This window comes from Cryobacterium mannosilyticum (assembly GCF_004402705.1).
Lineage (GTDB): Bacteria > Actinomycetota > Actinomycetes > Actinomycetales > Microbacteriaceae > Cryobacterium > Cryobacterium mannosilyticum.
The window spans coordinates 238,026-260,196 of sequence record NZ_SOFM01000007.1; the positions used below are offsets into that span (position 1 = coordinate 238,026).

Here is a 22,171-nt window from a genome sequence, read left to right on the forward strand (position 1 = left end):
TTCACCCTAGCCCGTGGCATCCGCCCGCCCTTCCCGCAGCCCACAGCCCGCACCTGCCCGGCGAACCGCCCGTCGAATTCGACGGAGATTTTCTCCGAAATCGCCCAAATACGCCTCTTTCTCGCCCCGGAGGCCAAAAAGTCCGTCGAATTCGACGCCGGCTAGGCGGTGCGTTCGAGCAGGGTGATGAACATCGCGTCGGTGCCGTGCCGGTGCGGCCAGAGCTGCACGCTCCCGCCGTCGGCGGGCAGGTCGAGCGGCGAATTCGCGAGGCCCTGGACGACCCCGGCGGTGTCGAGGGTGCGCACCGTGCCGCCCCACTTCTTCAGCGCCGTGGCCACGATCCCCCGGGTCTCGGCGATGTGCGGGGAACAGGTGACGTAGGCCAGGATGCCGCCGGGCTTGAGGGCGCCGAGGGCGGCATCGATCAGGCCCGACTGCAGGTCGCTGAGCTCCGCGACGTCCCGGGGCAGTTTGCGCCAGCGCGCCTCCGGCCGGCGGCGCAGGGCGCCGAGGCCGGTGCACGGCGCGTCGAGGAGGATCCGGTCGAAGGCCTCGGGGTGGGCATCACCGAAGGTGGTGCCGTCCTCCTCCCAGACGGGGACCGAGGCCGGAACGGCCGCCAGGGCCTTGCGCACGAGCGTCGCCCGGGCGGGGACCAGCTCGTTGGCGACGAGGGTGGCGCCGGCGGCGAGGGCCTCGGCGGCGAGCAGCGCGGCCTTGCCGCCCGGGCCGGCGCAGAGGTCGAGCCAGCGTTCGCCCTGGGCGGCCGGGCGGGCGCGGCTCAGAGCCAGGGCTGCCAGCTGCGAGCCTTCGTCCTGCACCCGGATGCGGCCGTTGTGGTCGTGCATGAGGTGCACCGGGTCTCCGCCGGCGAGCACGAATCCGGTCGGGGAGAACGCGTTGGGCTCGCCGAGGCCGGCCGTCTCCTCGGCGGGCACGAGCCCGGGGAGGGCGACCATGTTGACCCGGGGGGCCGCATTGTCGGCGATCAGCAGGTCTTCCAGTTCGGCTTCGCGCCCCTCGAGTCGCAGGGACTGGCGGAAGGCCCGGACGACCCAGACCGGGTGGGAGTGTTCGATCGCGAGGCGGTCGTCCTCCCCGGTGGCGTCGGCGAGGATCCGCTCCCGCCATTCCTCGGTGCTGGAGCGGGAGATGGTGCGCAGCACCCCGTTGGTGAAACCGGTGGCGGCGCGCGAGCCCACCTGTCTGGCCAGTTCGACCGACTCGTTCACCGCGGCGTGGGTGGCGACCCGGGTCGCGAGGAGCTGGTGGGCGCCGAGCCGCAGCACGTCGAGGATGGCAGGGTCGATCGCGGAGACCGGCCGCCCGGCCGCTTCGGCGATGACCCGGTCGTAGAACCCCTGCATCCGCAGCGTGCCGTAGGTCAGCTCGGTGGCCAGCGCGGCATCCGCCGTGTTCAGGGCTGCCCGTTTGATGCGGGTGGGCAGCAGCAGGTTGGCGTAGGCGTCGGATTCGCGCACGGCCGCGATCACCTCGTAGGCGACGCGCCGGGCCGGCTGGACGAAATCGTGTTGCGGGCGCGGGCGTTCCTGCTGCCGGCCCCGGCCGCGCTCGTCGCTCATGAGGCGACCACCTCCGTCGCCGCCACTCCACGCCACCAGTCCGCTGCCTTCATTGCCGTCTTTCCCGCCGGTTGCACCGTGACGAGCTCGAGCGGCTCTGTCCCGGTTCCAATCAGCACTTTCTTGTCGATCTCTCGAATCGAGCCTGCCGGTTGCGGCAGGGCCCCATGGGTCGGGGCGACATCGAGGAGTTTGAGGCGCCCGTCGTTCACCGTGGTGAACGCGCCGGGCTCAGGGGTGACCCCGCGCACCCGGTTGTAGACCGTTTCCGCCGGGGCGGACCAGTCGATCCGGGCGTCGTCGAGGGTGAGCTTGGGGGCGAGGGTGACCTCCCCGGCCTGGGCGAGGGCGGTCGCCCGCCCGGCCGCAAGGTCGTCGATCACGCCGATCAACAGCTGGGCGCCGCTCTCACTGAGGCCGGCGAGCAGGGTGCCGGCGGTCGCGTGCCGGCCGATCGGCTCCGACTGCTGGGCGAAGACCGCGCCGGCGTCGAGTTCGGGCACCAGCTGGAAAACCGCGGCGCCGGTGCGCGCGTCGCCGGCGATCAGCGCGCGCTGCACCGGTGCGGCGCCGCGCCAGCGGGGAAGCAGGGAGAAGTGCAGGTTGATCCAGCCGAGGCGCGGCACGGAGAGCAGCGGTTCCCGGACGAGCCCGCCGTAGGCGACGATCACGCCCAGGTCGGGCGCGAGGTCCGCGATCTCGGCGGTCGCTGCGTCGTCGAGCCGGTTGGTCTTGAGCAGCCGGAGGCCGCGGTCCGTGGCGGCCTGCCCGACCGGGGACGGGGTGAGCGTGCGTTTGCGGCCGAGCGGCGCGTCCGCCCGGGTCACCACGCCGACGAGGTCGTGCGGAGAGTCGGCCAGCAGGGCCAGGCTGGGCACGGCGGCCTGGGGGGTGCCCGCGAAGACGATTTTCATTTAGAGCAGCTCCGGGTCGTCGAATCGTACTTTGAGTGTAGGTGCCGCACGGAACGGAGCACCCTTCGGCCGACGCCGCCGGGCCGCGTTCCGCACGATGGCGGCCTTGAGCAGGCGGGCGGCCTCGTCGCCGCTCGCGTAGGGGAAGCGCACGATGCCCCGGACAAGGGGCGGCTCGGTCGCCACCGGGCCGAGCACGTCGAGCCCGGGAACCTGGTCGAGGTCGATGAGGGCCGCCGCGACGTCATCGGCGGTGCCGGTGACGGAGGCCACCCGCACGGCGGGCGGGAATCGCAGCTGCCGTCGGTCGGCCAGCTCCGCTGCCGCGTGCGCCTCGGGCTGCCAGGCGTTCAGCGCGCGGGCGAGGGTGCCGCCGACTCCGACGAGCATCACGGACGCCCCCGGAGCGGCCAATGCCGCCGTGTTGCACCAGGCGCGAAGGCTGTCGTCCCCGACGCGGAGCGACTCGCGGGCGAGCATCCGTTCCCCGTCGAGCAGCAGGATGGCCCGGTAGCCGCCGGCCGGGATCGGCTCGGCGCCGCGGGTCGCGATGACGAGGGCGGGTTCCGCACCGAGCTGCTGCACCTGGTGGTCGCCGTCGGCGATGATGACCCTGGCCCCGGGGAAGGCCCGGCCGAGTTCCTCGGCGGTGCGGCCGGTGCCCAGGGTGACGACCCTGAGCTTCCGGCCCTCGCAGTGCACGCAGCTCCAGTCGGCCGCGAGGGCACCACACCAGCGGCAGGACGGCAGCGCGGCCGCCGAGGCCAGGCCGAGCGGGCCCTGGCAGGTGGTGCACCGCGCGGCCTTCTTGCAGGTCTGGCAGGCGAGCATGGGTGCGTAGCCGGGGCTCGCCACCTGCACGAGCACGGGCCCGTGCTGGAGGGCCTCCCTGGCTGCCTGCCAGGCGGCGGTCGGGATGCGCGCGGCGCGGGCCTGCTGGTCGGGTTCGGCCTGGAAGTCGGTGGGGATGATCCGGGGGTGCTGGTTCCTGGTGGGGTGCGCCTCGCCGAGCCAGCCGAGTTCGACCAGGCGCTGTACCTCCACCGTGCGGGTGTGCCCGAGGAAGATGAGCGCGCAGCCTGCCTGGCCCTGCCTGACCAGCGCGGCGTCCCTGGCGTGCACGTAGGGGCTGAGCTGTTCGCCGTGCAGGGGGTCGCCGTCGTCCCAGAGCGCGATCAGGCCCAGGTCGTGCGCCGGGGCGTAGACGGCGGAGCGGTTGCCCAGGACGATCCGCGGGGCGGGGGCCAGGCAGGCGAGGAAGGCCCGGTAACGGTCGGCGTTGGGCTGGCGGGCGTCGACCCGGCTGACCGTGCCGGCGGGGGCGAGGAGCTCGAGTGCCGCCTGGACCTGGTCCTGGTCGCGGTAGTCGGGGACGACGAGGATGCTGCTCCGACCGGCGGAGAGGGCCGCGACCGCGAGCTCGGCCATCGTGTGCGCCCAGCGCCCGATGGTGTGTCCACCCGGCAGCAGCATCAGCGTCGGCACTGCGGCGACGCAGAGCCGTTTCCGGTCGGCTACGACGGTGTCGAGGCTGTCGGCCGGGTAGTCGGCGAAGGCGTGCGGTGGCGCGGATGCCGGGTCGGTGGTGGCCGGCGCTGCCACGGGGGCCGACTCATCCGTCGCGTTCGTCGCGTTCGTCGCGTTCGTCGCGTTCGTCGCAGCCATGCCGGCGAGCCAGGCTTTCTCGACCCGCACCTGCCGGGGTGGGACGGCGAGCCGGATGATGTCGCTGGCGTTGCCGGCGGCGCGGTCGGCCACCCGCCTGGCCAGCTTCCAGACCTCGGGGGTGAGTACCGGCGCCTCCGACACGACCGCATCGAGCGGGCTGAGCGCGCCGTGGTAGTCGGGGGTGACCCCGTCGAGGGTCGCCGGATCCGTCCCGGTCGGAGGGACTGCCGTCGCCCCGCCGACGACCTCGATCAGGTACCCGTCGGCCACCCGCCCGGCCGACCGGAGCGGCACGCGCACCCGCACTCCGGGCTGCGCGAGCGCAGCGAGCTCTTCCGGGATGCGGTAGTCGAAGAGGTGGTCGAGCTGCGGCAGGGGCGAATCGATCAGCACCCGTGCCACGAGGCCGGTGCGGGTCATCGCTACAGCCCGGCGGCGCTCTTCAGTTCCTCGACCCGGTCGAGCCGCTCCCAGGTGAAGTCGGGCAGTTCACGGCCGAAGTGGCCGTAGGTGGCCGTCTTGGCGTAGATCGGGCGCAGCAGGTCGAGGGAATGGATGATCGCCGCCGGGCGCAGGTCGAAGACTTCCCGGATCGCGGCGGTGATCTCCCGGTCGGGAAGGGTTCCGGTGCCGAACGTCTCGACGTACAGTCCCACCGGGGAGGCCTTGCCGATGGCGTAGGCGACCTGGATCTCCAGGCGGTCGGCCAGTCCGGCGGCCACCGCGTTCTTGGCCACCCAGCGCATGGCGTATGCGGCGGAACGGTCGACCTTCGACGGGTCCTTGCCGCTGAAGGCTCCCCCGCCGTGGCGGCTCGATCCGCCGTAGGTGTCGATGATGATCTTGCGCCCGGTCAGGCCGGCGTCGCCCTGCGGGCCGCCGATCTCGAACCGCCCGGTCGGGTTGATCAGCATGTTCAGGCCCGAGGAGTCGAGGTCGACCCGGTCGAGCACAGGCCGGATGACGAGTTCTTCGACCTCGGCGCGCAACTGCTCGTTGGAGACGGTCTTGGAGTGCTGGGTGGAGAGCACGACGGTCTCGACGGTGCGCGGGATGATGCCGTCGTAGCCGACGGTGACCTGGGTCTTGCCGTCGGGACGGAGGTAGTCCAGTTCGCCGGATTTGCGCACCTCGGCGAGGCGTTCGGCGAGGCGGTGCGCGATCCAGATCGGGATCGGCATGAGCTCGGGGGTCTCCCGGGTGGCGTAGCCGAACATGATGCCCTGGTCGCCGGCGCCCTGCCGGTCGAAGTCGTCGATGCTCGATTCCTCGCGCCGCTCGAAGGCGTTGTCGACGCCCTGGGCGATGTCGGGCGACTGACCGCCGATGGAGATCTCGACACCGCAGGAACGGCCGTCGAACCACACGTCGGACGAGTCATAGCCGATGTCGGTGATGCACTTGCGCACGATCGAGGGGATCTCGACGTAGGCCTCGGTGGTGACCTCACCGGCGACGTGCACGAGGCCGGTGGTGACGAGCGTCTCCACCGCGACCCGGCTGTGCGGGTCCTCGGCCAGGAGCGCGTCCAGGATGCTGTCGGAGATCTGGTCGCAGATCTTGTCGGGGTGGCCTTCGGTGACTGACTCCGAGGTGAAGAGGCGTAGATCGCTCATCTGGCCCGTCTCTGTTGGTGGTGCGTGTACGTGGGGGAAAACGGCCGCCGCGGACGCGGCCGGCGCGGCACCGGGAAGACCTGCGTTCGGCGCCGAAGACTGTCTGAGCCGAGCCGGTCGGCTCAGCGCTGATCGGCTCAGTGGTGATCGGCTCAGCGGTGATCAGCTGAGCCCGTGATCAACTCAGCAGGTCAAGGATGCGCTCGGCCACCGACATCTTGCTGCCGGAGACCTCAATCACTATATCTCCGTGACGGTTGAGCACACGGACCTCGTTACGTTCGGAGGCGAAACCCTCGGTCCAGCCCACCCTGTTGAGGACCAGGTAGTCGCAGCCCTTGCGGGCGGCCTTCTCCCGCCCGAGTTCGAGCAGCAAGCCCGGGTCGGCCTCGGTTTCGGCGGCGAAGCCGATGACGATCTGGCCTGGTTTCCGGGCGGCGGCCAGTCCGGCGAGGATGTCGGGGTTGCGGACGAGGGTGAGCACGAGGGTGTCGCCCGTGTCCTCCTTCTTGATCTTCTCGGCGCGCACCTCGGACGGCCGGTAGTCGGCGACTGCCGCCGCCATGATGATGACGTCCGCCTCGGCCGCCGCCTCGGTCATCGCCCGCTCGAGGTCGGCCGCGGAGCTCACGAGGCGAACGTCGACGTTCGCCGGCGCCGGTACCTCCAGGTTGGCGGCGACGAGGACCACGTCAGCCCCACGAGCGGCGGCCGCCTCGGCCAGGGCGACGCCCTGCTTGCCGCTGGACCGGTTGCCGAGGAACCGCACCGGGTCGAGTGGTTCCCGGGTTCCCCCGGCGGAGATGACGATCCGTTTGCCCGTCAGGTCGCCGGGCGTGCCTCCGCGGTCGGCTGCGGCCAGCGCGGCGACGGCCGCGGCGACGATCGCGCTCGGCTCTTCCATCCGGCCGGCCCCGGAGTCGGCACCGGTGAGCCGGCCCGTCCCGGGCCCGACGACGACGACGCCGCGTTCGCGCAGGGTCGCGACGTTCGCCCGGGTGGCGGCGTTGTTCCACATCTCGGTGTGCATCGCCGGCGCGATCACCAGCGGCGCGGTGCTGGCCAGGATGGTGTTCCCGAGCAGGTCGTCGGCCAGGCCGCAGGCGAGTTTGGCGATTGTGTTCGCGGTGGCCGGCGCGACCACGATCAGGTCGGCCGACTGGCCGATCGCCACGTGCCGGACCTCGGCGACCCCTTCGTAGAGGTCGGTGTGCACGGGATTGCGGGAGATGGCCTCGAGGGTGGGTCTGCCGATGAAGCGCAGGGCGGCCGGCGTGGCAACGACGTGCACGGAGTCCCCGCGCAACACAAAAGCGCGCACGATGTTGACGGCCTTATAGGCAGCGATGCCGCCGGTTATCCCGACGACGATCGTGCGACCTGACGACATCCTGCGCGCTCGAGTATGCCCGGTCGACTACTCGACGATGGGGCGGGAGACGAGCTTGTCTTCGTTGATCTCGCGCAGCGCGACCGACAGCGGCTTGTCGTCGACGGTGGAGTCGACCAGCGGTCCGACGTTGTCGAACAGGCTGCCTTCGTGCAGGTCGGCGTAGTAGTCGTTGATCTGACGAGCGCGCTTCGACGCGAAAACCACGAGGGCGTACTTGGAGTCGACCTTGGTCAGCAGGTCGTCGATGGGCGGGTCAATGATGCCAGTGGGCTTGTTGGCCATTGGTGTCACTCCTTCAGAGCGGTTCGTGCTGCGGGGTGGTGTCGCAGCGGGTATCGGTGGTGCGGGTGACGCTGGATCGGCTGGACGCGCGAGTGTCGGCGCGTCTCAAACACGAAAAATCGGGCGCTAAGGCAGCTGGGGTTCCCGGCGCAGATTCATCAAGTCTACGACCTCCCGGGCGGCCTCGGCCACGTCGTGGTTGACGACACGATAATCGAACTCCTCCTGGGCGGCCAATTCGAGCTTGGCGGTCTCCAGGCGACGGGCCTGCTCGGCCGGGCTTTCGGTGCCGCGGCCGATCAGGCGGCGCACCAATTCGTCCCAGGTCGGCGGCAGGAGGAAGACGAGCCGCGCCTGCGGCATCGAGCGTCGCACGGCGCGGGCGCCCTGGATGTCGATCTCGAGCAGAACGCTGTCGCCGCGCGCCAGCGCCGCTTCGACCGGACCGCGCGGGGTGCCATAACGGTACGCGTTGTGCACGACCGCCCATTCGAGGAGTTCCCCGGCCTCGACCATCCGGTCGAATTCAGCGTCGTCGACGAAGAAGTAGCTCACTCCCTCGATCTCCCCCGGCCGCGGCGCCCTGGTGGTGGCCGAGACGGACAACAGCACCTGGGGATAGTGCTCCCGGATGTACCCGGCCACGGTTCCCTTGCCCACGGCTGTCGGCCCGGCGAGCACGACGAGCCGGGCAGAGGATGCGCCCCGGCGAACCCTCGACCTGCTCGACAGGAAGCCCCGCAACCGGTCGCGCTGGTGCTTGCCCAGGCCGCCGAGGCGCTTGGAGGGCGAGATCTCCAGCTGGCTCATGATGCGTCGCATCTTGGTGACGCCGATTGCCGGGATGCTGATCAGGAACTCGGTAACGCGCAGGCGTCCCTCGACGCCGTCGGGGCTGTTGATCGCCGTGGACAGCACCTCGAGGGCCGAGCGCTTTTCGTGCGCGATTTGGTCTTTCACGGCCGCGCGGGCGCGCCTGGCGGCCACGGCGGCGCGCGAGGCCGCGACCCGGTCGACGTCGGGTGGGGTAGGGCGATTCTCAGCCACGGGCCGCTCCAGCTTCAAGTACTCGGCGCGCTATCGTCTCGGCAATTCGGCGGGGACCGGCCGAAAGAACGCTACGCGATTCACTCACGATAACGCCTTGAGCGTACCCCCCGTACAAGTTCCTCACATCCGCTACTTTCGCGCCCTGGTGTCCGAAGCCCGGGGCCAGGATCGGAGTGATCGCCCGGGCCGGTGCGACGGCCAGGTCGACCCCGAATGCGGCCAGGTCGAGGGTGGCGCCGAGCACGACTCCGAGGGAGCCGATCGTGTGCGCCGGGTGCTCCGCGTTCCGCGCAGCGACATCCTGGAAGATCGCGCCGGCGACCGTGAGGCCGGCCTGTCCCCCGCCGGCCACGACCGCCTGCTGGATCGCCTCAGCCTCCGGGTTCGAGGTGGCGGCGAGCAGGAAGAGCCCTTTGCTCTCCCGCTCGGCCTGGCCGATGACGGCGGCCAGTGAGCCGACGCCCATGTACGCGTTCACCGTGATGGCGTCCACCTCGAGCGGCGAGCCGCCGCTGAGCCAGGCCTGCCCGTAGGCCTCGGCGCTGGTGCCGAGGTCGCCGCGCTTGACGTCGGCGATGACGAGGAGACCGGCGGCGCGGGCATCCGCGAGCACGCGTTCGAGCGCTGCGTAGCCGGCCGAGCCGAATCGCTCGTAGAAGGCGACCTGCGGCTTGACGATTCCCGCCTGTCCGGCGCAGGCCTCGACCACCGTGCGCCCGAAGGACTCGGCGCCGGCGGCGGAATCCGGCAACCCCCAGTCGGTCAGGAGCCAGGCGTGAGGGTCGATCCCCACGCACAACGGGCCGCGCGCGCTGAAGACCGCGTCCAGGCGGTCCCCGAACGACAAGGCGGTCGCCGCGGACGGATCGTGGCTCACAGGGCGTTCGTCCGGGTGGTGGCGTATTCCTGCAGCGAGGTCACCTCGAAGCCCCCGCGGATGGCGTCGATCGATGCGACGGCGGCGCTCAGCTCGGCGATCGTCGTGAACAGCGGCAGGTCGCCGGCGACGGCGGCGGCGCGGATCTCGTAGCCGTCGGCGCGCGCGGTGCGACCGCCGGGGGTGTTGATGACGATCTGCACCTCCTCACGGCGGATCAGCTCGACGATCGACACGTCGTCAGGGCCGCTCTTCTCGCTGAACTTGGTCACGATCCGGGCTCGGATGCCGTTGCGCTGGAGAACCTCCGCGGTGCCCTCCGTCGCGGCGATCTCGTAGCCGAGTTGTTGCATCCGCAGCATCGGCAGGATGATGGCCCGCTTGTCCCGGTCGGAGACCGAGACGAAGACCGTTCCGCTGAGCGGGATTCCGCCGTAAGCGGCGAGCTGGCTCTTCGCGAAAGCCCGGGGGAAGTCCCGGTCGATGCCCATGACCTCGCCGGTGGAGCGCATCTCCGGGCCGAGTACGGAGTCGACGACCAGGCCGGCCGGGGTGCGGAACCGGTTGAACGGGAGCACGGCCTCCTTGACGGCGACCGGCGATTCCATCGGCACCCGGGAACCGTCGACGAGGGGAAGTTTGCCCTCGGCCTTGAGTTCGGCGATGGTCTTGCCCACCATGATCAGCGACGCGGCCTTGGCGAGGGTGATGCCCAGGGCCTTGGCGACGAACGGCACCGTGCGGGAGGCGCGCGGGTTGGCCTCGAGCACGTAGAGCACCCCCGCCCCGATGGCGAACTGCACGTTGAGCAGGCCGCGCACGCCGATGCCCCTGGCGATGCCGAGCGTGGCCTCGCGGACGCGGTCGATTTCGGCGCGGCCGAGGGTCACCGGCGGGAGGGTGCAGCTGGAGTCGCCGGAGTGGATGCCGGCCTCCTCGATGTGCTCCATCACGCCGCCGATGTACAGCTCGGTGCCGTCGAAGATGGCGTCGACGTCGATTTCGATCGCGTCGTCGAGGAAACGGTCCACGAGCAGCGGATGCGACGGGCCGATGATGCCCTGGCCGGCCATCCTGGTGAAGTAGTCGGCCAGCGAGGCGCTGTCGTAGATGATCTCCATGCCGCGGCCGCCGAGCACGTAGCTCGGTCGAACGAGCACCGGGTAGCCGATCTCCTCCGCGACGACGACGGCGCCGGCGAAGTCGGTCGCCACGCCGTTGCGCGGCGCGAGCAGGCCGGCCTGGTCGAGGATGCCGGAGAACAGTCCGCGTTCCTCGGCGAGGTCGATGGCGGCCGGCGAGGTGCCCAGGATGGGGATCCCGGCGGCCTCGAGGCCCTTGGCCAGGCCGAGCGCCGTCTGGCCGCCGAGCTGCACGACCACGCCGACGAGTTCGCCGCTCTGGCTCTCCGCGTGGATCACCTCGAGCACGTCCTCGAGGGTGAGCGGCTCGAAGTAGAGCCGGTCGGAGGTGTCGTAGTCGGTGGAGACCGTCTCGGGATTGCAGTTGATCATGATGGTCTCGTAGCCGGCCTCCGAGAGCGCGAAGGAGGCGTGCACGCAGGAGTAGTCGAACTCGACGCCCTGCCCGATCCGGTTCGGGCCGGAGCCGAGGATGACGACCTTCCGGCGGTCGCTGGGCACGACCTCGGTCTCCTGGTCGTAGCTGGAGTAGTGGTACGGGGTGAGCGCGGGGAATTCCCCGGCGCAGGTATCGACGGTCTTGAAGACCGGGCGCACGCCGAGGATGTGCCGGACCTTGCGCACATCCGCTTCCCCGAAGCCGCGGAGCTCGCCGATCTGGGCGTCGGAGAAGCCGTGGTCCTTCGCGGTGAGGAGGATGTCGGTGTCGAGGCGCTCGGCCGCGGCGATCTCGGCGGCGATCTCGTTGATCAGCACGATCTGGTCGATGAACCAGGGGTCGATCTTCGTGGATTCGAAGACCTGCTCGATGGTCGCGCCCTTGCGGAGCGCCTGCTGCACCGTGACGATGCGGCCGTCGGTGGGTACTGCGGCGACGAGGAGCAACTCCTCGAGGCTGCGGGTTTCGGCGCCCCAGTGGAACGAGGAGCCGCGCTTCTCCAGCGAGCGGAGCGCCTTCTGCAGCGCCGAGGCGTAGTTGCGGCCGATCGCCATGGCCTCGCCGACGGACTTCATGGTGGTGGTGAGGCGCGGGTCGGCGGCCGGGAACTTCTCGAAAGCGAACCGGGGCACCTTCACCACGACGTAGTCGAGGGTGGGCTCGAAACTGGCCGGGGTGACCCCGGTGATGTCGTTGGGGATTTCGTCGAGCCGGTAGCCGAGCGCGAGCTTGGCGGCGATCTTCGCGATCGGGAAGCCGGTGGCCTTGCTGGCCAGGGCCGAGGACCGGGACACCCGCGGGTTCATCTCGATCACGATGATCCGGCCGTCGGCCGGGTTGATCGCGAACTGGATGTTGCAGCCGCCGGTGTCGACGCCGACGGCGCGGATGATGTCGATGCTGAGGTCGCGCAGCTTCTGGTATTCGCGGTCGGTCAGGGTCAGGGCGGGGGCGACGGTGATCGAGTCACCGGTGTGCACCCCGACCGGGTCGACGTTCTCGATCGAGCAGACGACGACCGTGTTGTCGGCCGTGTCGCGCATCATCTCGAGCTCGTACTCTTTCCAGCCGAGGATGGACTCCTCGAGGAGGACCTCTGTGGTCGGGCTGTGGTGAAGGCCGTCGACGACGATCCGGCGCAGCTCCGCCTCGGTGTAGGCGAAGCCGGAGCCGAGGCCGCCCATGGTGAAGGAGGGGCGCACGACGAGCGGGTAGCCGAGGTCCTCCGCGAACGCGACGGCCTCCTCGACGGTGTGCGCGATGTGGGAGCGGGCGACGCCGCCGCCGAGGTCCTGCACGAGCTGTTTGAAGATCTGGCGGTCTTCGCCCTTCTGGATCGCGTCGAACGACGCGCCGATGAGTTCGACGTCGTACTTCTCGAGGATGCCGCGCTCATGCAGCGCGATGGCCGCGTTCAGGGCGGTCTGGCCGCCGAGGGTCGGCAGGATCGCATCCGGGCGCTCCTTGGCGATGATCGTCTCGAGGATCTCGGGGGTGATCGGTTCGATGTAGGTGGCGTCGGCGAAGTCGGGGTCGGTCATGATCGTGGCCGGGTTGGAGTTGACGAGGATCACCCGCACCCCCTCCGCCCGCAGCACACGGCAGGCCTGGGTGCCTGAGTAGTCGAACTCGCAGGCCTGGCCGATCACGATCGGTCCGCTTCCGATGACAAGGACGCTGTTGATGTCGTCGCGCTTGGGCATTACTTGGCGTCTCCTGCTCCGGCGGCCGCGATATGGGCGACCACCACGTCCCTGAACCTGTCGAAAAGATACTCGGCGTCGTGCGGGCCGGCCGCCGACTCCGGGTGGTACTGCACCGAGAACGCTGGGATGTCGAGGCAGCGGATGCCCTCGACCACCTGGTCGTTGAGGCTGTAGTGGCTCACTTCGACCCGGCCGAACCCGGTGCGGGAGTCGCTGATCCCGTCGATCGGCATGTCGACGGCGAAGCCGTGGTTCTGCGAGGTGATCTCCACCCGGCCCGTGGTCTTGTCGAGCACGGGCTGGTTGATGCCGCGGTGCCCGAACGGCAGCTTGTAGGTGCGGAAGCCGAGGGCCCGGCCGAGGAGCTGGTTGCCGAAGCAGATGCCGAAGTACGGCACGCCAGCGCGGAGCACCTCCTGGAGCAGGGTGACGTGGGCGTCGGAGGCGGCCGGGTCGCCGGGGCCGTTGGAGAAGAAGACGGCGGACGGGTCCAGCGAGAGCACGTGCTCCGCGGTGACCGATTGCGGGAGCACGAGCACTTCGAAGCCGCGCTCGGCGAGGTGGTTCAGGGTGGAGGTCTTCACGCCGAGGTCGAGCACGGCGACCGAGCCGATCCGCTCCCCCTTGGCGGGCACCGAGAACGGTTCGACCGTCGACACCTCGTCGGAGAGGTTGCGTCCGCGCATGGCCTGGCCGGAGCGCACCAGTTCGAGCTGCTCCCCGTCGGAGAGAGTGAAGGCGTCGCCGGAGAAGATGCCGGAGCGCATGGCGCCGGCCGAGCGGATGTGCCGGGTGATCGCCCGGGTGTCGATTCCGCTGATCCCGACCACGCCGCCGTCTTCGAGGTCGTCGTCCAGGCGCCGGGTCGAGCGGAAGTTGGAGGCGATCCGGGCGGGTTCGCGCACGACGAAACCGGACACCCAGATCCGGCGGGACTCCATGTCCTCGTCGTTCGCGCCGGTGTTGCCGATGTGCGGCGCCGTCATCAGCACGATCTGCCCGGCGTAGGACGGGTCGGTGAGGGTCTCCTGGTATCCGGTCATCCCGGTGGCGAAGACGATCTCGCCGAGGGTCCGTCCGCGGCTGCCGTAGGCACGGCCGACGAAGCGGCGCCCGTCCTCGAGCACGAGCACGGCGGGATCCGTCGTGCGGGTGTTCGGCCTGCCGGTGTCCGGGTGGTCCAGGGTCGCTGCGTTGCTCACGCTACGCCTCGCTTTCGTCGTGCGCGGCCGGGCTGAGGGCTCCGGCAGCAATGGTTCGGATCGCGTCGTTCACGGTGGCGCGGTCGCTGGGGTCGATGATGCGGAAGTAGCTGTCGACGATCTCGCCGGTCTCGGCGGCCGGGGCGTTCAGCCGCCAGCCGAGCAGGAGCAGACCGTCTGATTCGACGGCCCGGTCGATGGTCCAGGTGGCGGCTTCGAGCAATTCGATGGCGTCGGCCGGGATGAACACGACTTGCTCGCCGGCGAGGGAGAGGAGGACACCGGCCTCGGTGACGGTGACGACGGCCCTGGCCCGGAAGCCGAGCCCGCGGATGTTCAGGCGTTCGAGGGGTGCCCCCCGCCGGGTGGTGGCGACATAGAAGGCCGCCGCCGAAGCCAGCTCCGGGGTGGTCTCTCCGGGCAGCGGGTAACCGGCCGGCAGGGCGGCGTCGCGGCGTCCGCGGGCGCGCCAGCTGCGAATCATCAGGGCGAGCAGCCCCAGCAGCACGAGCGCGGTGATGACCGTGGGGATGGTCCTATCCATGGTTGTTCTCCCGTTCCGACGTGATTTCGGCGGCCGGTCGCAGTGCGCCGTCCAGCACCGTCGCGTAGCCGCGGTGGAACGTCGCGCGCACCCGGCCGGGGAGCGTCATGCTCAGATACGGCGAATTGGTTCCCTTGCCGGCGAGGTCGGCCCGCCCGAAGACCCGGCTGGCGGCCGGGTCGTAGAGGGTGAGCTCCGCCGGGGCCCCGACGACGAGTCCCTGGCCCTGGCCGGTGACCCGGCCGATCCGCGCGGGCGTGGCCGAGAGCACCCTTGCGATGTCTGCCCAGTCGAGCAGTCCACTCCGGACCACGGCGGCGTGCACGACGGACAGGGCCGATTCGAGGCCGACCATGCCGTTGGCCGCGGCATCCCATTCGCAATCCTTGGCCTCGACCGGGTGCGGGGCGTGGTCGGTGGCGACGATGTCGATGGTGCCGTCGGCGAGCCCCGCGCGCAGCGCCTCGACGTCTTCGCGGCGACGCAGCGGCGGGTTGACCTTGAACCGGGCGTCGTAGCCACGCACGAGGTCTTCGGTCAGCAGCAGGTGGTGCGGGGTGGCCTCGGCAGTCACGTTGATGCCGCGGGCCTTCGCCCAGCGGATGACGTCGACGGACCCGGCGGTGGAGACGTGGCACACGTGCAGGCGGGAACCGACGTGCTCGGCGAGCAGCACGTCGCGCGCGATGATCGACTCCTCGGCGACCGCGGGCCAGCCGGCCAGTCCCAGTTCGCTGGACAGCGCGCCCTCGTTCATCTGGGCCTTCTCGGTGAGCCGCGGCTCCTGCGCGTGCTGCGCGATGACGCCGTCGAACGCCTTAACGTATTCGAGGGCCCGGCGCATCAGGAGCGGGTCGGCGACGCAGAACCCGTCATCGGAGAACACCCGCACGCGCGCCCGGCTGGTCGCCATGGCGCCGAGTTCGGCCAGCCGCTCCCCCGCGAGGCCGACGGTCACGGCGCCGATCGGCTGCACGGTGACGTAGCCGGCCTGGTCGCCGAGTGCGAGGACCTGTTCGACGACACCGGCGGTGTCCTGCACCGGGGAGGTGTTGGCCATGGCGAAGACGCTGGTGAAACCGCCGATTGCGGCGGCCCGACTGCCGGTGAGGATGGTTTCGCTCTGCTCGTAGCCCGGCTCGCGGAGGTGGGTGTGCAGGTCGACGAGCCCGGGCAGGGCGATCAGCCCGTCGGCGTCGACCGTGGTGGCGCCGGCGCGGGAGAGGCCGGAGCCGATCTCGGCGATCCGTCCGCCGGCCAGGACGAGGTCGGTCCGGGTGCCGTCGGGGAGCGTGGCGCCCCGGATGAGCCAGGACGTGCTTGGAGTGCTTTCGCTGGGCATTTAGGAATCCTCCCGGTCACCGGACATAAGCAGGTACAGCGCCGCCATCCGCACGGAAACCCCGTTCGCCACCTGTTCGAGCACAGTCGAGGCGGCCGAATCGGCAGCCGCCGAAGAGATCTCGAGGCCGCGGTTCATCGGGCCGGGGTGCATGACAATGCTAGTCGGACCCAGCCGGGCGAATCGCTCGTCATCGAGGCCCCAGCGGCGCGAATACTCGCGGCTGTTCGGGAAGAAGGCCGCGTTCATCCGTTCGGCCTGGATCCGCAGCATCATGATCACGTCGGGCTTCGCGGCGATCGCCGCGTCGAGGTCGAACCCGACGGCGGCGGGCCAGCCGGACATGTCCATCGGCAGCAGGGTCGGCGGGGCGACGAAGGTCACTCCCGCGCCGAGTGTGGTGAGCAGCCACAGGTTTGAGCGGGCCACCCGGGAGTGCAGCACGTCACCGACGATGGTGACCGTCACCCCGTCGAGGCCCTTGCCGCGGGAGGCGGGGCCGTGCAGCCGGCGGCGGATCGTGAACGCGTCGAGCAGCGCCTGGGTGGGGTGTTCGTGGGTGCCGTCGCCGGCGTTGATGATGCCGGCGTCGATCCAGCCGCTGGCGGCGAGCACCTCGGGGGCGCCGGAGGCCGGGTGACGGATGACGACGCCGTCGGCTCCCATCGCGGCCAGGGTCTGTGCGGTGTCCTTGAGGCTCTCGCCCTTCGACACGCTCGACCCCTTCGCGCTGAAGTTGATCACGTCGGCGCTGAGCCGTTTGGCGGCGGCCTCGAAGGAGATCCGGGTGCGGGTGGAGTCCTCGAAGAAGAGGTTCACCACGGTCTTGCCGCGCAACGTGGGCAGTTTCTTGACCTCACGGTTGGCGACGTCGGCCATGTCCTCGGCGATGTCGAGCAGCCGGATCGCGTCGGGGCGGGCGAGCCCCTTGGTCGAGAGCAGGTGCTTCATCGGGCGGCCGCCGCGTCCTGGTCGATCGCGGTACCGCCGTCGATGCTGACGAACTCGTCGCCGTCGACTTCGAGCAGGTGCAGGTTGATCCGCTCGTCCGTGGAGCTGGGCAGGTTCTTGCCGACGAAGTCCGCTCGGATCGGCAGTTCGCGATGACCGCGGTCGACGAGCACGGCGAGCCGCACGATCGTGGGGCGACCGTGGTCGCCGAGCGCGTCGAGGGCGGCGCGGATGGTGCGACCGGAGTAGAGCACGTCGTCGACGAGCACGACCGTGGCACCGTCGATGCTGCCGGGAACCAGGGTGCGGGACGGGGTCCGGGTGCGAGTGTGGGCCAGGTCGTCACGGTACATGGTGACGTCGAGGGAGCCGACGCGCACATCCGTCGCCGCGGGCTCGATCCGCTGGATCGTCTCGGCGATCCGCTGGGCGAGCACGACGCCCCTGGTCGGGATGCCCAGGATCACCAGCTTGTCGGGGCCTCGATTGGACTCCAGGATCTCGTGCGAGATCCGAGTCAACGCTCGGGCAATGTCAGCCTGGTTCAGCACGGTGCGTGCCATAAACCGGACCTCCTTCCCCGCCTCACCGGACGGCTGTTAAAGGATGTCTATTCGGGCCAGCCTAGCAGCGCGCCGGCCGGTGTCCGTCCGCCGCCGCTGAGCGCCTCGCTGAGCGCCTCGCTGAGCGCCTCAGCGCAGCGGCTTCACCGCCTGGATCGTGTAGCTCAACGGCGCGACCCCGGCCCGCGCGTCGAGGGCGTACTCGCCGTCGCCGCGCCGAAGCATCTGTCCGGGCAGCGCCTCCCACGGAACGCTGTCGTGTTCGACAAGCATGGTGAGGTTGAGGCCCGCGCCCAGCAGCGCGGTCACGATCTCGCCGAGACCGTGGTTCCACTCGAATGTCTTTGTGGCCGTGATCGGCCGGTCGGTCTCGACATAGCTGGAGTCGTCGTCCCATTCGAGCGGCTCCTCCTGCTCGAAGTAGGGAAAACGCAGGTGCAGGTCGTCGGCGATCCTCTCGTCCATGGTCCACAGGATCGGATGGCCCTCACGCAGGAAGAGCCGGCCGCCCGGCGCCAACAGCCCGCCCACCACGGCCGCCCAGTGGTCGATGCTGGGCAGCCAGCAGAGCGCCCCGATTCCCGTGTAGACGAGATCGAAGGTCTCCGGCTCGAGTACCGACAGGGCCGAGTAGACATCCGACTCGACGAAGTCGACCTGGTCGCCGGTTTCCGCGACGAGGGCGCGCGCCTCCGCAAGGGCCACCGGGGAGAAGTCCAGTCCCGTGACGCGCGCACCGAGTCTGGCCAGGGAGAGCGTGTCAGTTCCGATGTGGCACTGCAGGTGCACCGTGCGCAGCCCTGCGATATCGTCAAGCCGGTCGAGGTCGAAGCGCACGATTTCCGACAGGAGTCCGGGGTCGTCGACATAGCGCTGCACGTGGTAGCCCAGTCCGTTTCGCGCGGCGTGGGCCGCGGCGCGATCGTCCCAGTTGGCGCGATTCGTGTCCAGATGGTGCTGCATCGTCGTCCTCTTCCCGCTCGGCGTCGGCGAGCCCACCAGACTACGTGGCCGCGTCCCCTCCGCGCCACCGAATATTGGATACGATATTCGATCAAAGAAACCCGAGCAATACTCGTATCTTTGTTCGAATTATGGTATTCTGGGGTCATGGCAGGAACCCCTGATCCCAGTGCCACCACCGCCTTCACCGAGGCGGATGCCGGCAGTNGGTAGAACGTGCGCCGGCTCTCGCACGGTGCGCCGCGACCTGGTGCCGGCGACACGGGTCAGGTCAGGCGAAGCCCCAGGCCTTCTCCTCGTCGCTCGACGCGTCGGACAGCGGAGTGCCGGTCAGCGGTCGGGGTGCGACGGGACCCAGCGGGTGGTACCCGGGGTCGGGGGGCCGCACGGCCGCCTCCTTGAGCTCCACGAAGATCGCGTGCGTCGAGGTCTTGCCGATGTTGAGGCCGGCGTGTTCCTGGGCCGGGAGCCAGCGCGTCTCGCCGGCGGGCAGTTCGACGTCGAGCTCGCGACCCTCCGACGACAACCGCCGGGAGTAGGCGCTGAGGGTGATCATCACACTGTCGGGATGCTCGTGCGGGTTGGTCTCATCGCCGGGGGCGTCGAGGAATTCGAGCACGCGAACACGCTCGTTCTCGAGGAGCACCCGGTAGAGTCCCGGGTCGGTGACGAGGGGATCCAGGGGATCCGTGACTTTCTTTTCGCTGTCCATGTGGCACGGTAACACCGTTGGGCCGCGCCGAACAAGGGTTCGGAGATGACCGGTTGCCGACCTTCCCGGTCCACCGCGGCGGGCGCCGGAGGCACCTTGACGGGTGCGGTGAGCGGGACTAGGACAGGAGGTGGGCATCCGGATGAGTCATTCGATGGGAGTTCTGATGAGCCGGTCAGTTTCCACCGCCGCGCAACGGCCGTTCCCCTCGCTCCGGGCCTTCGCCGCCCGCCGCCCGGTCAGCGCGTTCTGCGTCGCCGCCGTCGGGCTGGTCCTGCTGCTGCAGACCCTGCTGCTCGTCGCGGGGCTCGACCTGACGCCCGGGAAACTCGCGGAACTGGTCATCCTGTTCGGGCTCGCGCTCCTGCTCACCGCGTGGATCGGCGGGGTGCCCCTGGTGCGCCGGCTGCTCGGCGGCCTGGCGCGCTGGCGGTTCGGCCTCGGCCGGTGGCTGCTCGTGCTCCTGGCGATGCCCGCCCTCACCGTGGCGGTCGGCCTCGCCACGGGCACCTTCCGCACCTCGCCCGACGGCTGGGGAGCGGTCACCCTCGACTACCTGGTCATCCTGGTGCTGATCGCACTGACCGCGAGCATCTGGGAGGAGACGGCCTGGGCCGGCTTCGTGCAGTCGCGCCTGATGGCCGACCGCGGACTGCTCATCGGCTCGCTGCTCACCGCGGCGCCGTTCGCTCTGATCCACCTCCCGTTGGCCTTCGAGTCATCCGGCCTGGCCCGGACGAGCCTGACGGATGCCTGGATCAGCTGGGCCTTCGTCATCGGTTCCGCGCCCTTCTTCCGCTACCTCGCGGGCGGCCTGCTGGTCGACACCGGCGGCAGCATCCTCGCCGTCGCCCTCCTGCACGCGTCGTTCAACACCTCCGGCTCGCTCAGCGTCGTCCCGGGCGGGTGGCAGTACGCCCTCGCCCTTGTGGTGCTCACGATCCTCGTCGCCGCCTACCGCGCGCTCCGCGGCCGCTCGCTCGTGCGCGGCACCGTGCCCGCCCTGGCGGAGCCAGGGTCGGAGTCGCTGTCCCGCTCGGGTCAGGCCGGCGACCAGCGCGCCGCGGCGTAGTCCACCCGGTAGCCGGGGCCAGCGCGTTCAGCAGCGGCGTGCCCTCGGCCCGGTAGTGCGCGAGTGCGCGCGCCTCGTGCTCGAGCGGCGGATGCCCGCCGGCACGGATGACCCGCCACCACGGCACATCCGACCCGTAGTGCGACATCACCTGGCCGACCACGCGGGCGCCGCGCGAGCCGAGCACGGCCGCGACGTCCCCGTAGGTCATCACCCGTCCCGGCGGAATCGAATCGACGATGTCGAGCACGTGGGTCACGAACGGGCTGTCCGGGGCGATGCGCATCAGGCTGACCCGGTCAGAGCTGGAGGGAACCGATCGTTTCGCCGTAGGCGGTCTGGCCGATGTCGCGGAAGCCGATCCGGTGGAAGAACGACTCCGGGCCCTCCTCGCCGGGCTCCCAGATCACGGTGATGTGGTCGAAGCCGCGCCCCCGCGCCTCCTCGGCGAGAGCCTCCGCGGCGAACTTGCCGACACCCTTGCCCTGGGCGTTCGCGTCCACGTTGATCCGCCAGATGCAGGCGCGGAACTCCTCGTGCTCCGATTCGGGGTCGAAGTTGCCGTGGATGAAGCCGGCCACCTCGCCGTCGAGCAGCACGACCCGCTGCCAGGACGTCGCCGGGTTGATCACGGATGCCGCGACCGAGTACGAGACCGGGGCAATGTATTGTTCCTGGCCCGGCTTCAGGCTCAGGGTATTGGCCGCAACAATATTGCGTGCGGACAGTTCTTCCAGTCGTAGTTCACCCATAGCATCAGGCTAACGTGCGCCCGGGGGTGCCGGTAGTCGGGGTTTCCGCCGACCCGCGAACTGTCTCGATGTCAAGATAGTTGCGTCGCTCTAGTAGAATTGCCGTGGCCATTCAGGCCCCCCGACATTATGAGGAGAATTCATTGGCGAAGATCAAGGTTGAAGGCACTGTCGTCGAGCTCGACGGGGACGAGATGACCCGCATCATCTGGCAGGCGATCAAGGACACCCTGATCCACCCGTATCTCGACATCGACCTCGAGTACTACGACCTGTCGATCCAGAAGCGCGACGAGACCGACGACCAGATCACGGTCGACGCGGCCCGCGCCATCCAGAAGCACGGCGTGGGCGTCAAGTGCGCGACCATCACGCCCGACGAGGCCCGGGTCGAGGAATTCGGCCTGAAGAAGATGTGGGCGTCGCCCAACGGCACGATCCGCAACATCCTCGGCGGCACCATCTTCCGCGAGCCCATCATCATCTCCAACATCCCGCGCCTCGTGCCCGGCTGGAACAAGCCGATCATCATCGGCCGCCACGCGTTCGGCGACCAGTACAAGGCCACGAACTTCCGTTTCGAGGGTGAAGGCACCCTCAGCATGACCTTCACCCCGAAGGACGGCAGCGCGCCCCAGGAGTTCGAGGTCTTCCAGGCTCCGGGCAGCGGCGTGGCGATGGGGATGTACAACCTCGACAAGTCGATCATCGACTTCGCCCGTGCGTCGCTCAACTACGGCCTCGAGCGCAACTACCCGGTATACCTCTCCACGAAGAACACCATCCTCAAGGCCTACGACGGCCGGTTCAAGGACATTTTCCAGGAGATCTTCGACGCCGAGTTCAAGGAGCGCTACGAGGCCGCCGGTCTCACCTACGAGCACCGCCTCATCGACGACATGGTCGCATCCGCCATGAAGTGGGAGGGCGGCTACGTCTGGGCCTGCAAGAACTACGACGGCGACGTTCAGTCCGACACCGTGGCGCAGGGCTTCGGCTCGCTCGGCCTGATGACCAGCGTGCTCTCCACCCCCGACGGCAAGGTCGTCGAGGCAGAGGCTGCCCACGGAACCGTGACCCGTCACTACCGCCAGCACCAGCAGGGCAAGCCGACCTCGACCAACCCGATCGCGTCGATCTACGCCTGGACCCGCGGCCTCGCCCACCGGGCCAAGCTCGACGCGAACCCGGCGCTCGCCGAGTTCTCGCACACCCTCGAAGACGTCGTCATCAAGACGGTCGAGAGCGGCAAGATGACCAAGGACCTCGCGCTCCTGGTCGGCCCGGACCAGGGCTACCTGACCACCGAGGAATTCCTCGCGGCCATCGCCGAGAACCTCCGCACCCGCCTGGCCTAGTCCCGCTCAACGCAGGAAGGCCCCGACCGTGGTCGGGGC

General features: G+C 69.9%; 19 protein-coding genes and 1 pseudogene. 2 read left to right on the forward strand and 18 right to left on the reverse strand.

Annotated elements, in window-relative coordinates; all coding sequences use genetic code 11:
• Window positions 1-161 precede the first annotated feature (161 nt).
• The 16 genes from E3O32_RS02575 to E3O32_RS02650 form a co-directional block, all read right to left on the reverse strand.
• The gene (locus tag E3O32_RS02575; RefSeq protein ID WP_134506687.1) at window positions 162-1,586 is read right to left on the reverse strand and encodes an RsmB/NOP family class I SAM-dependent RNA methyltransferase; all 1,425 of its coding nucleotides are present in this window, start codon (window positions 1,584-1,586) and stop codon (window positions 162-164) included.
• Window positions 1,583-2,500 (reverse strand): methionyl-tRNA formyltransferase, encoded by a 918-nt coding sequence (gene fmt / locus E3O32_RS02580; RefSeq protein ID WP_134506689.1) that lies wholly within the window; start codon window positions 2,498-2,500, stop codon window positions 1,583-1,585. The genes E3O32_RS02575 and fmt overlap by 4 nt, the downstream gene beginning before the upstream one ends.
• Window positions 2,501-4,588: a primosomal protein N' family DNA-binding protein gene (locus tag E3O32_RS02585; RefSeq protein ID WP_134506691.1), complete on the reverse strand. Its 2,088-nt coding sequence runs from the start codon at window positions 4,586-4,588 to the stop codon at window positions 2,501-2,503.
• 2 nt (window positions 4,589-4,590) lie between these two features.
• Window positions 4,591-5,784, reverse strand: coding sequence for a methionine adenosyltransferase (metK, locus tag E3O32_RS02590; protein WP_134506693.1), 1,194 nt, complete (start codon window positions 5,782-5,784; stop codon window positions 4,591-4,593).
• A gap of 178 nt (window positions 5,785-5,962) precedes the next feature.
• Complete coding sequence (gene coaBC / locus E3O32_RS02595; protein ID WP_134506695.1) at window positions 5,963-7,174, reverse strand: bifunctional phosphopantothenoylcysteine decarboxylase/phosphopantothenate--cysteine ligase CoaBC; 1,212 nt, start codon at window positions 7,172-7,174, stop codon at window positions 5,963-5,965.
• Window positions 7,175-7,201: 27 nt separating this feature from the next.
• Entirely contained in the window at window positions 7,202-7,459 is a 258-nt protein-coding gene (gene rpoZ, locus E3O32_RS02600) for a DNA-directed RNA polymerase subunit omega (protein ID WP_134506697.1), read from the reverse strand.
• A 126-nt stretch (window positions 7,460-7,585) separates the two neighbouring features.
• Window positions 7,586-8,506 (reverse strand): guanylate kinase, encoded by a 921-nt coding sequence (gene gmk / locus E3O32_RS02605; protein WP_134506699.1) that lies wholly within the window; start codon window positions 8,504-8,506, stop codon window positions 7,586-7,588.
• Window positions 8,499-9,386 carry an orotidine-5'-phosphate decarboxylase gene (pyrF, locus tag E3O32_RS02610; RefSeq protein ID WP_174776474.1) on the reverse strand — a complete coding sequence of 296 codons (888 nt, stop codon included), beginning with the start codon at window positions 9,384-9,386 and terminating at the stop codon, window positions 8,499-8,501. The genes gmk and pyrF overlap by 8 nt, the downstream gene beginning before the upstream one ends.
• Window positions 9,383-12,670, reverse strand: coding sequence for a carbamoyl-phosphate synthase large subunit (gene carB, locus E3O32_RS02615; RefSeq protein ID WP_134506701.1), 3,288 nt, complete (start codon window positions 12,668-12,670; stop codon window positions 9,383-9,385). Before carB ends, pyrF begins: the two co-directional genes overlap by 4 nt.
• Entirely contained in the window at window positions 12,670-13,806 is a 1,137-nt protein-coding gene (gene carA / locus E3O32_RS02620; protein WP_134506931.1) for a glutamine-hydrolyzing carbamoyl-phosphate synthase small subunit, read from the reverse strand. The genes carB and carA overlap by 1 nt, the downstream gene beginning before the upstream one ends.
• 70 nt (window positions 13,807-13,876) lie before the next feature.
• Window positions 13,877-14,419 (reverse strand): PH-like domain-containing protein, encoded by a 543-nt coding sequence (locus tag E3O32_RS02625; RefSeq protein ID WP_134506703.1) that lies wholly within the window; start codon window positions 14,417-14,419, stop codon window positions 13,877-13,879.
• Complete coding sequence (locus E3O32_RS02630; RefSeq protein ID WP_134506705.1) at window positions 14,412-15,761, reverse strand: dihydroorotase; 1,350 nt, start codon at window positions 15,759-15,761, stop codon at window positions 14,412-14,414. Before E3O32_RS02630 ends, E3O32_RS02625 begins: the two co-directional genes overlap by 8 nt.
• Window positions 15,762-16,712 (reverse strand): aspartate carbamoyltransferase catalytic subunit, encoded by a 951-nt coding sequence (locus tag E3O32_RS02635; protein ID WP_134506707.1) that lies wholly within the window; start codon window positions 16,710-16,712, stop codon window positions 15,762-15,764.
• A complete protein-coding gene (gene pyrR, locus E3O32_RS02640) occupies window positions 16,709-17,275 on the reverse strand; it encodes a bifunctional pyr operon transcriptional regulator/uracil phosphoribosyltransferase PyrR (RefSeq protein WP_134506709.1) in 567 nt (188 codons plus the stop codon). The genes E3O32_RS02635 and pyrR overlap by 4 nt, the downstream gene beginning before the upstream one ends.
• A gap of 129 nt (window positions 17,276-17,404) precedes the next feature.
• On the reverse strand, window positions 17,405-18,238 hold the full coding sequence (locus tag E3O32_RS02645) for a class I SAM-dependent methyltransferase (RefSeq protein WP_134506711.1): 834 nt from the start codon (window positions 18,236-18,238) through the stop codon (window positions 17,405-17,407).
• Window positions 18,239-18,509: 271 nt separating this feature from the next.
• Window positions 18,510-18,950 carry a cupin domain-containing protein gene (locus E3O32_RS02650; protein WP_198417510.1) on the reverse strand — a complete coding sequence of 147 codons (441 nt, stop codon included), beginning with the start codon at window positions 18,948-18,950 and terminating at the stop codon, window positions 18,510-18,512.
• Between the two features lie 166 nt (window positions 18,951-19,116).
• Between E3O32_RS02650 and E3O32_RS17435 the strand changes: the two genes are divergently transcribed.
• A complete protein-coding gene (locus E3O32_RS17435; RefSeq protein ID WP_198417511.1) occupies window positions 19,117-20,022 on the forward strand; it encodes a CPBP family intramembrane glutamic endopeptidase in 906 nt (301 codons plus the stop codon).
• A gap of 148 nt (window positions 20,023-20,170) precedes the next feature.
• Here the strand turns inward: E3O32_RS17435 and E3O32_RS17795 are convergent.
• Window positions 20,171-20,308: pseudogene (locus E3O32_RS17795) on the reverse strand (MGMT family protein); the annotation flags it as partial.
• 13 nt (window positions 20,309-20,321) lie between these two features.
• Window positions 20,322-20,774, reverse strand: coding sequence for a GNAT family N-acetyltransferase (locus E3O32_RS02665; RefSeq protein ID WP_134506716.1), 453 nt, complete (start codon window positions 20,772-20,774; stop codon window positions 20,322-20,324).
• Window positions 20,775-20,917: 143 nt separating this feature from the next.
• Between E3O32_RS02665 and E3O32_RS02670 the strand changes: the two genes are divergently transcribed.
• Window positions 20,918-22,132 (forward strand): NADP-dependent isocitrate dehydrogenase, encoded by a 1,215-nt coding sequence (locus E3O32_RS02670; RefSeq protein ID WP_134506718.1) that lies wholly within the window; start codon window positions 20,918-20,920, stop codon window positions 22,130-22,132.
• Window positions 22,133-22,171 lie beyond the last annotated feature (39 nt).

What these genes read in the sequence shown, in the direction of transcription:
- E3O32_RS02575 (WP_134506687.1), bottom strand. Translation starts at nt 1,586, where the DNA reads ATGAGCGACGAGCGCGGCCGGGGCCGGCAGCAGGAACGCCCGCGCCCG.
- fmt (WP_134506689.1), bottom strand. Translation starts at nt 2,500, where the DNA reads ATGAAAATCGTCTTCGCGGGCACCCCCCAGGCCGCCGTGCCCAGCCTG.
- E3O32_RS02585 (WP_134506691.1), bottom strand. Translation starts at nt 4,588, where the DNA reads ATGACCCGCACCGGCCTCGTGGCACGGGTGCTGATCGATTCGCCCCTG.
- metK (WP_134506693.1), bottom strand. Translation starts at nt 5,784, where the DNA reads ATGAGCGATCTACGCCTCTTCACCTCGGAGTCAGTCACCGAAGGCCAC.
- coaBC (WP_134506695.1), bottom strand. Translation starts at nt 7,174, where the DNA reads ATGTCGTCAGGTCGCACGATCGTCGTCGGGATAACCGGCGGCATCGCT.
- rpoZ (WP_134506697.1), bottom strand. Translation starts at nt 7,459, where the DNA reads ATGGCCAACAAGCCCACTGGCATCATTGACCCGCCCATCGACGACCTG.
- carB (WP_134506701.1), bottom strand. Translation starts at nt 12,670, where the DNA reads ATGCCCAAGCGCGACGACATCAACAGCGTCCTTGTCATCGGAAGCGGA.
- E3O32_RS02625 (WP_134506703.1), bottom strand. Translation starts at nt 14,419, where the DNA reads ATGGATAGGACCATCCCCACGGTCATCACCGCGCTCGTGCTGCTGGGG.
- E3O32_RS02630 (WP_134506705.1), bottom strand. Translation starts at nt 15,761, where the DNA reads ATGCCCAGCGAAAGCACTCCAAGCACGTCCTGGCTCATCCGGGGCGCC.
- E3O32_RS02635 (WP_134506707.1), bottom strand. Translation starts at nt 16,712, where the DNA reads ATGAAGCACCTGCTCTCGACCAAGGGGCTCGCCCGCCCCGACGCGATC.
- pyrR (WP_134506709.1), bottom strand. Translation starts at nt 17,275, where the DNA reads ATGGCACGCACCGTGCTGAACCAGGCTGACATTGCCCGAGCGTTGACT.
- E3O32_RS02645 (WP_134506711.1), bottom strand. Translation starts at nt 18,238, where the DNA reads ATGCAGCACCATCTGGACACGAATCGCGCCAACTGGGACGATCGCGCC.
- E3O32_RS02650 (WP_198417510.1), bottom strand. Translation starts at nt 18,950, where the DNA reads ATGGACAGCGAAAAGAAAGTCACGGATCCCCTGGATCCCCTCGTCACC.
- E3O32_RS17435 (WP_198417511.1), top strand. Translation starts at nt 19,117, where the DNA reads ATGAGCCGGTCAGTTTCCACCGCCGCGCAACGGCCGTTCCCCTCGCTC.
- E3O32_RS02665 (WP_134506716.1), bottom strand. Translation starts at nt 20,774, where the DNA reads ATGGGTGAACTACGACTGGAAGAACTGTCCGCACGCAATATTGTTGCG.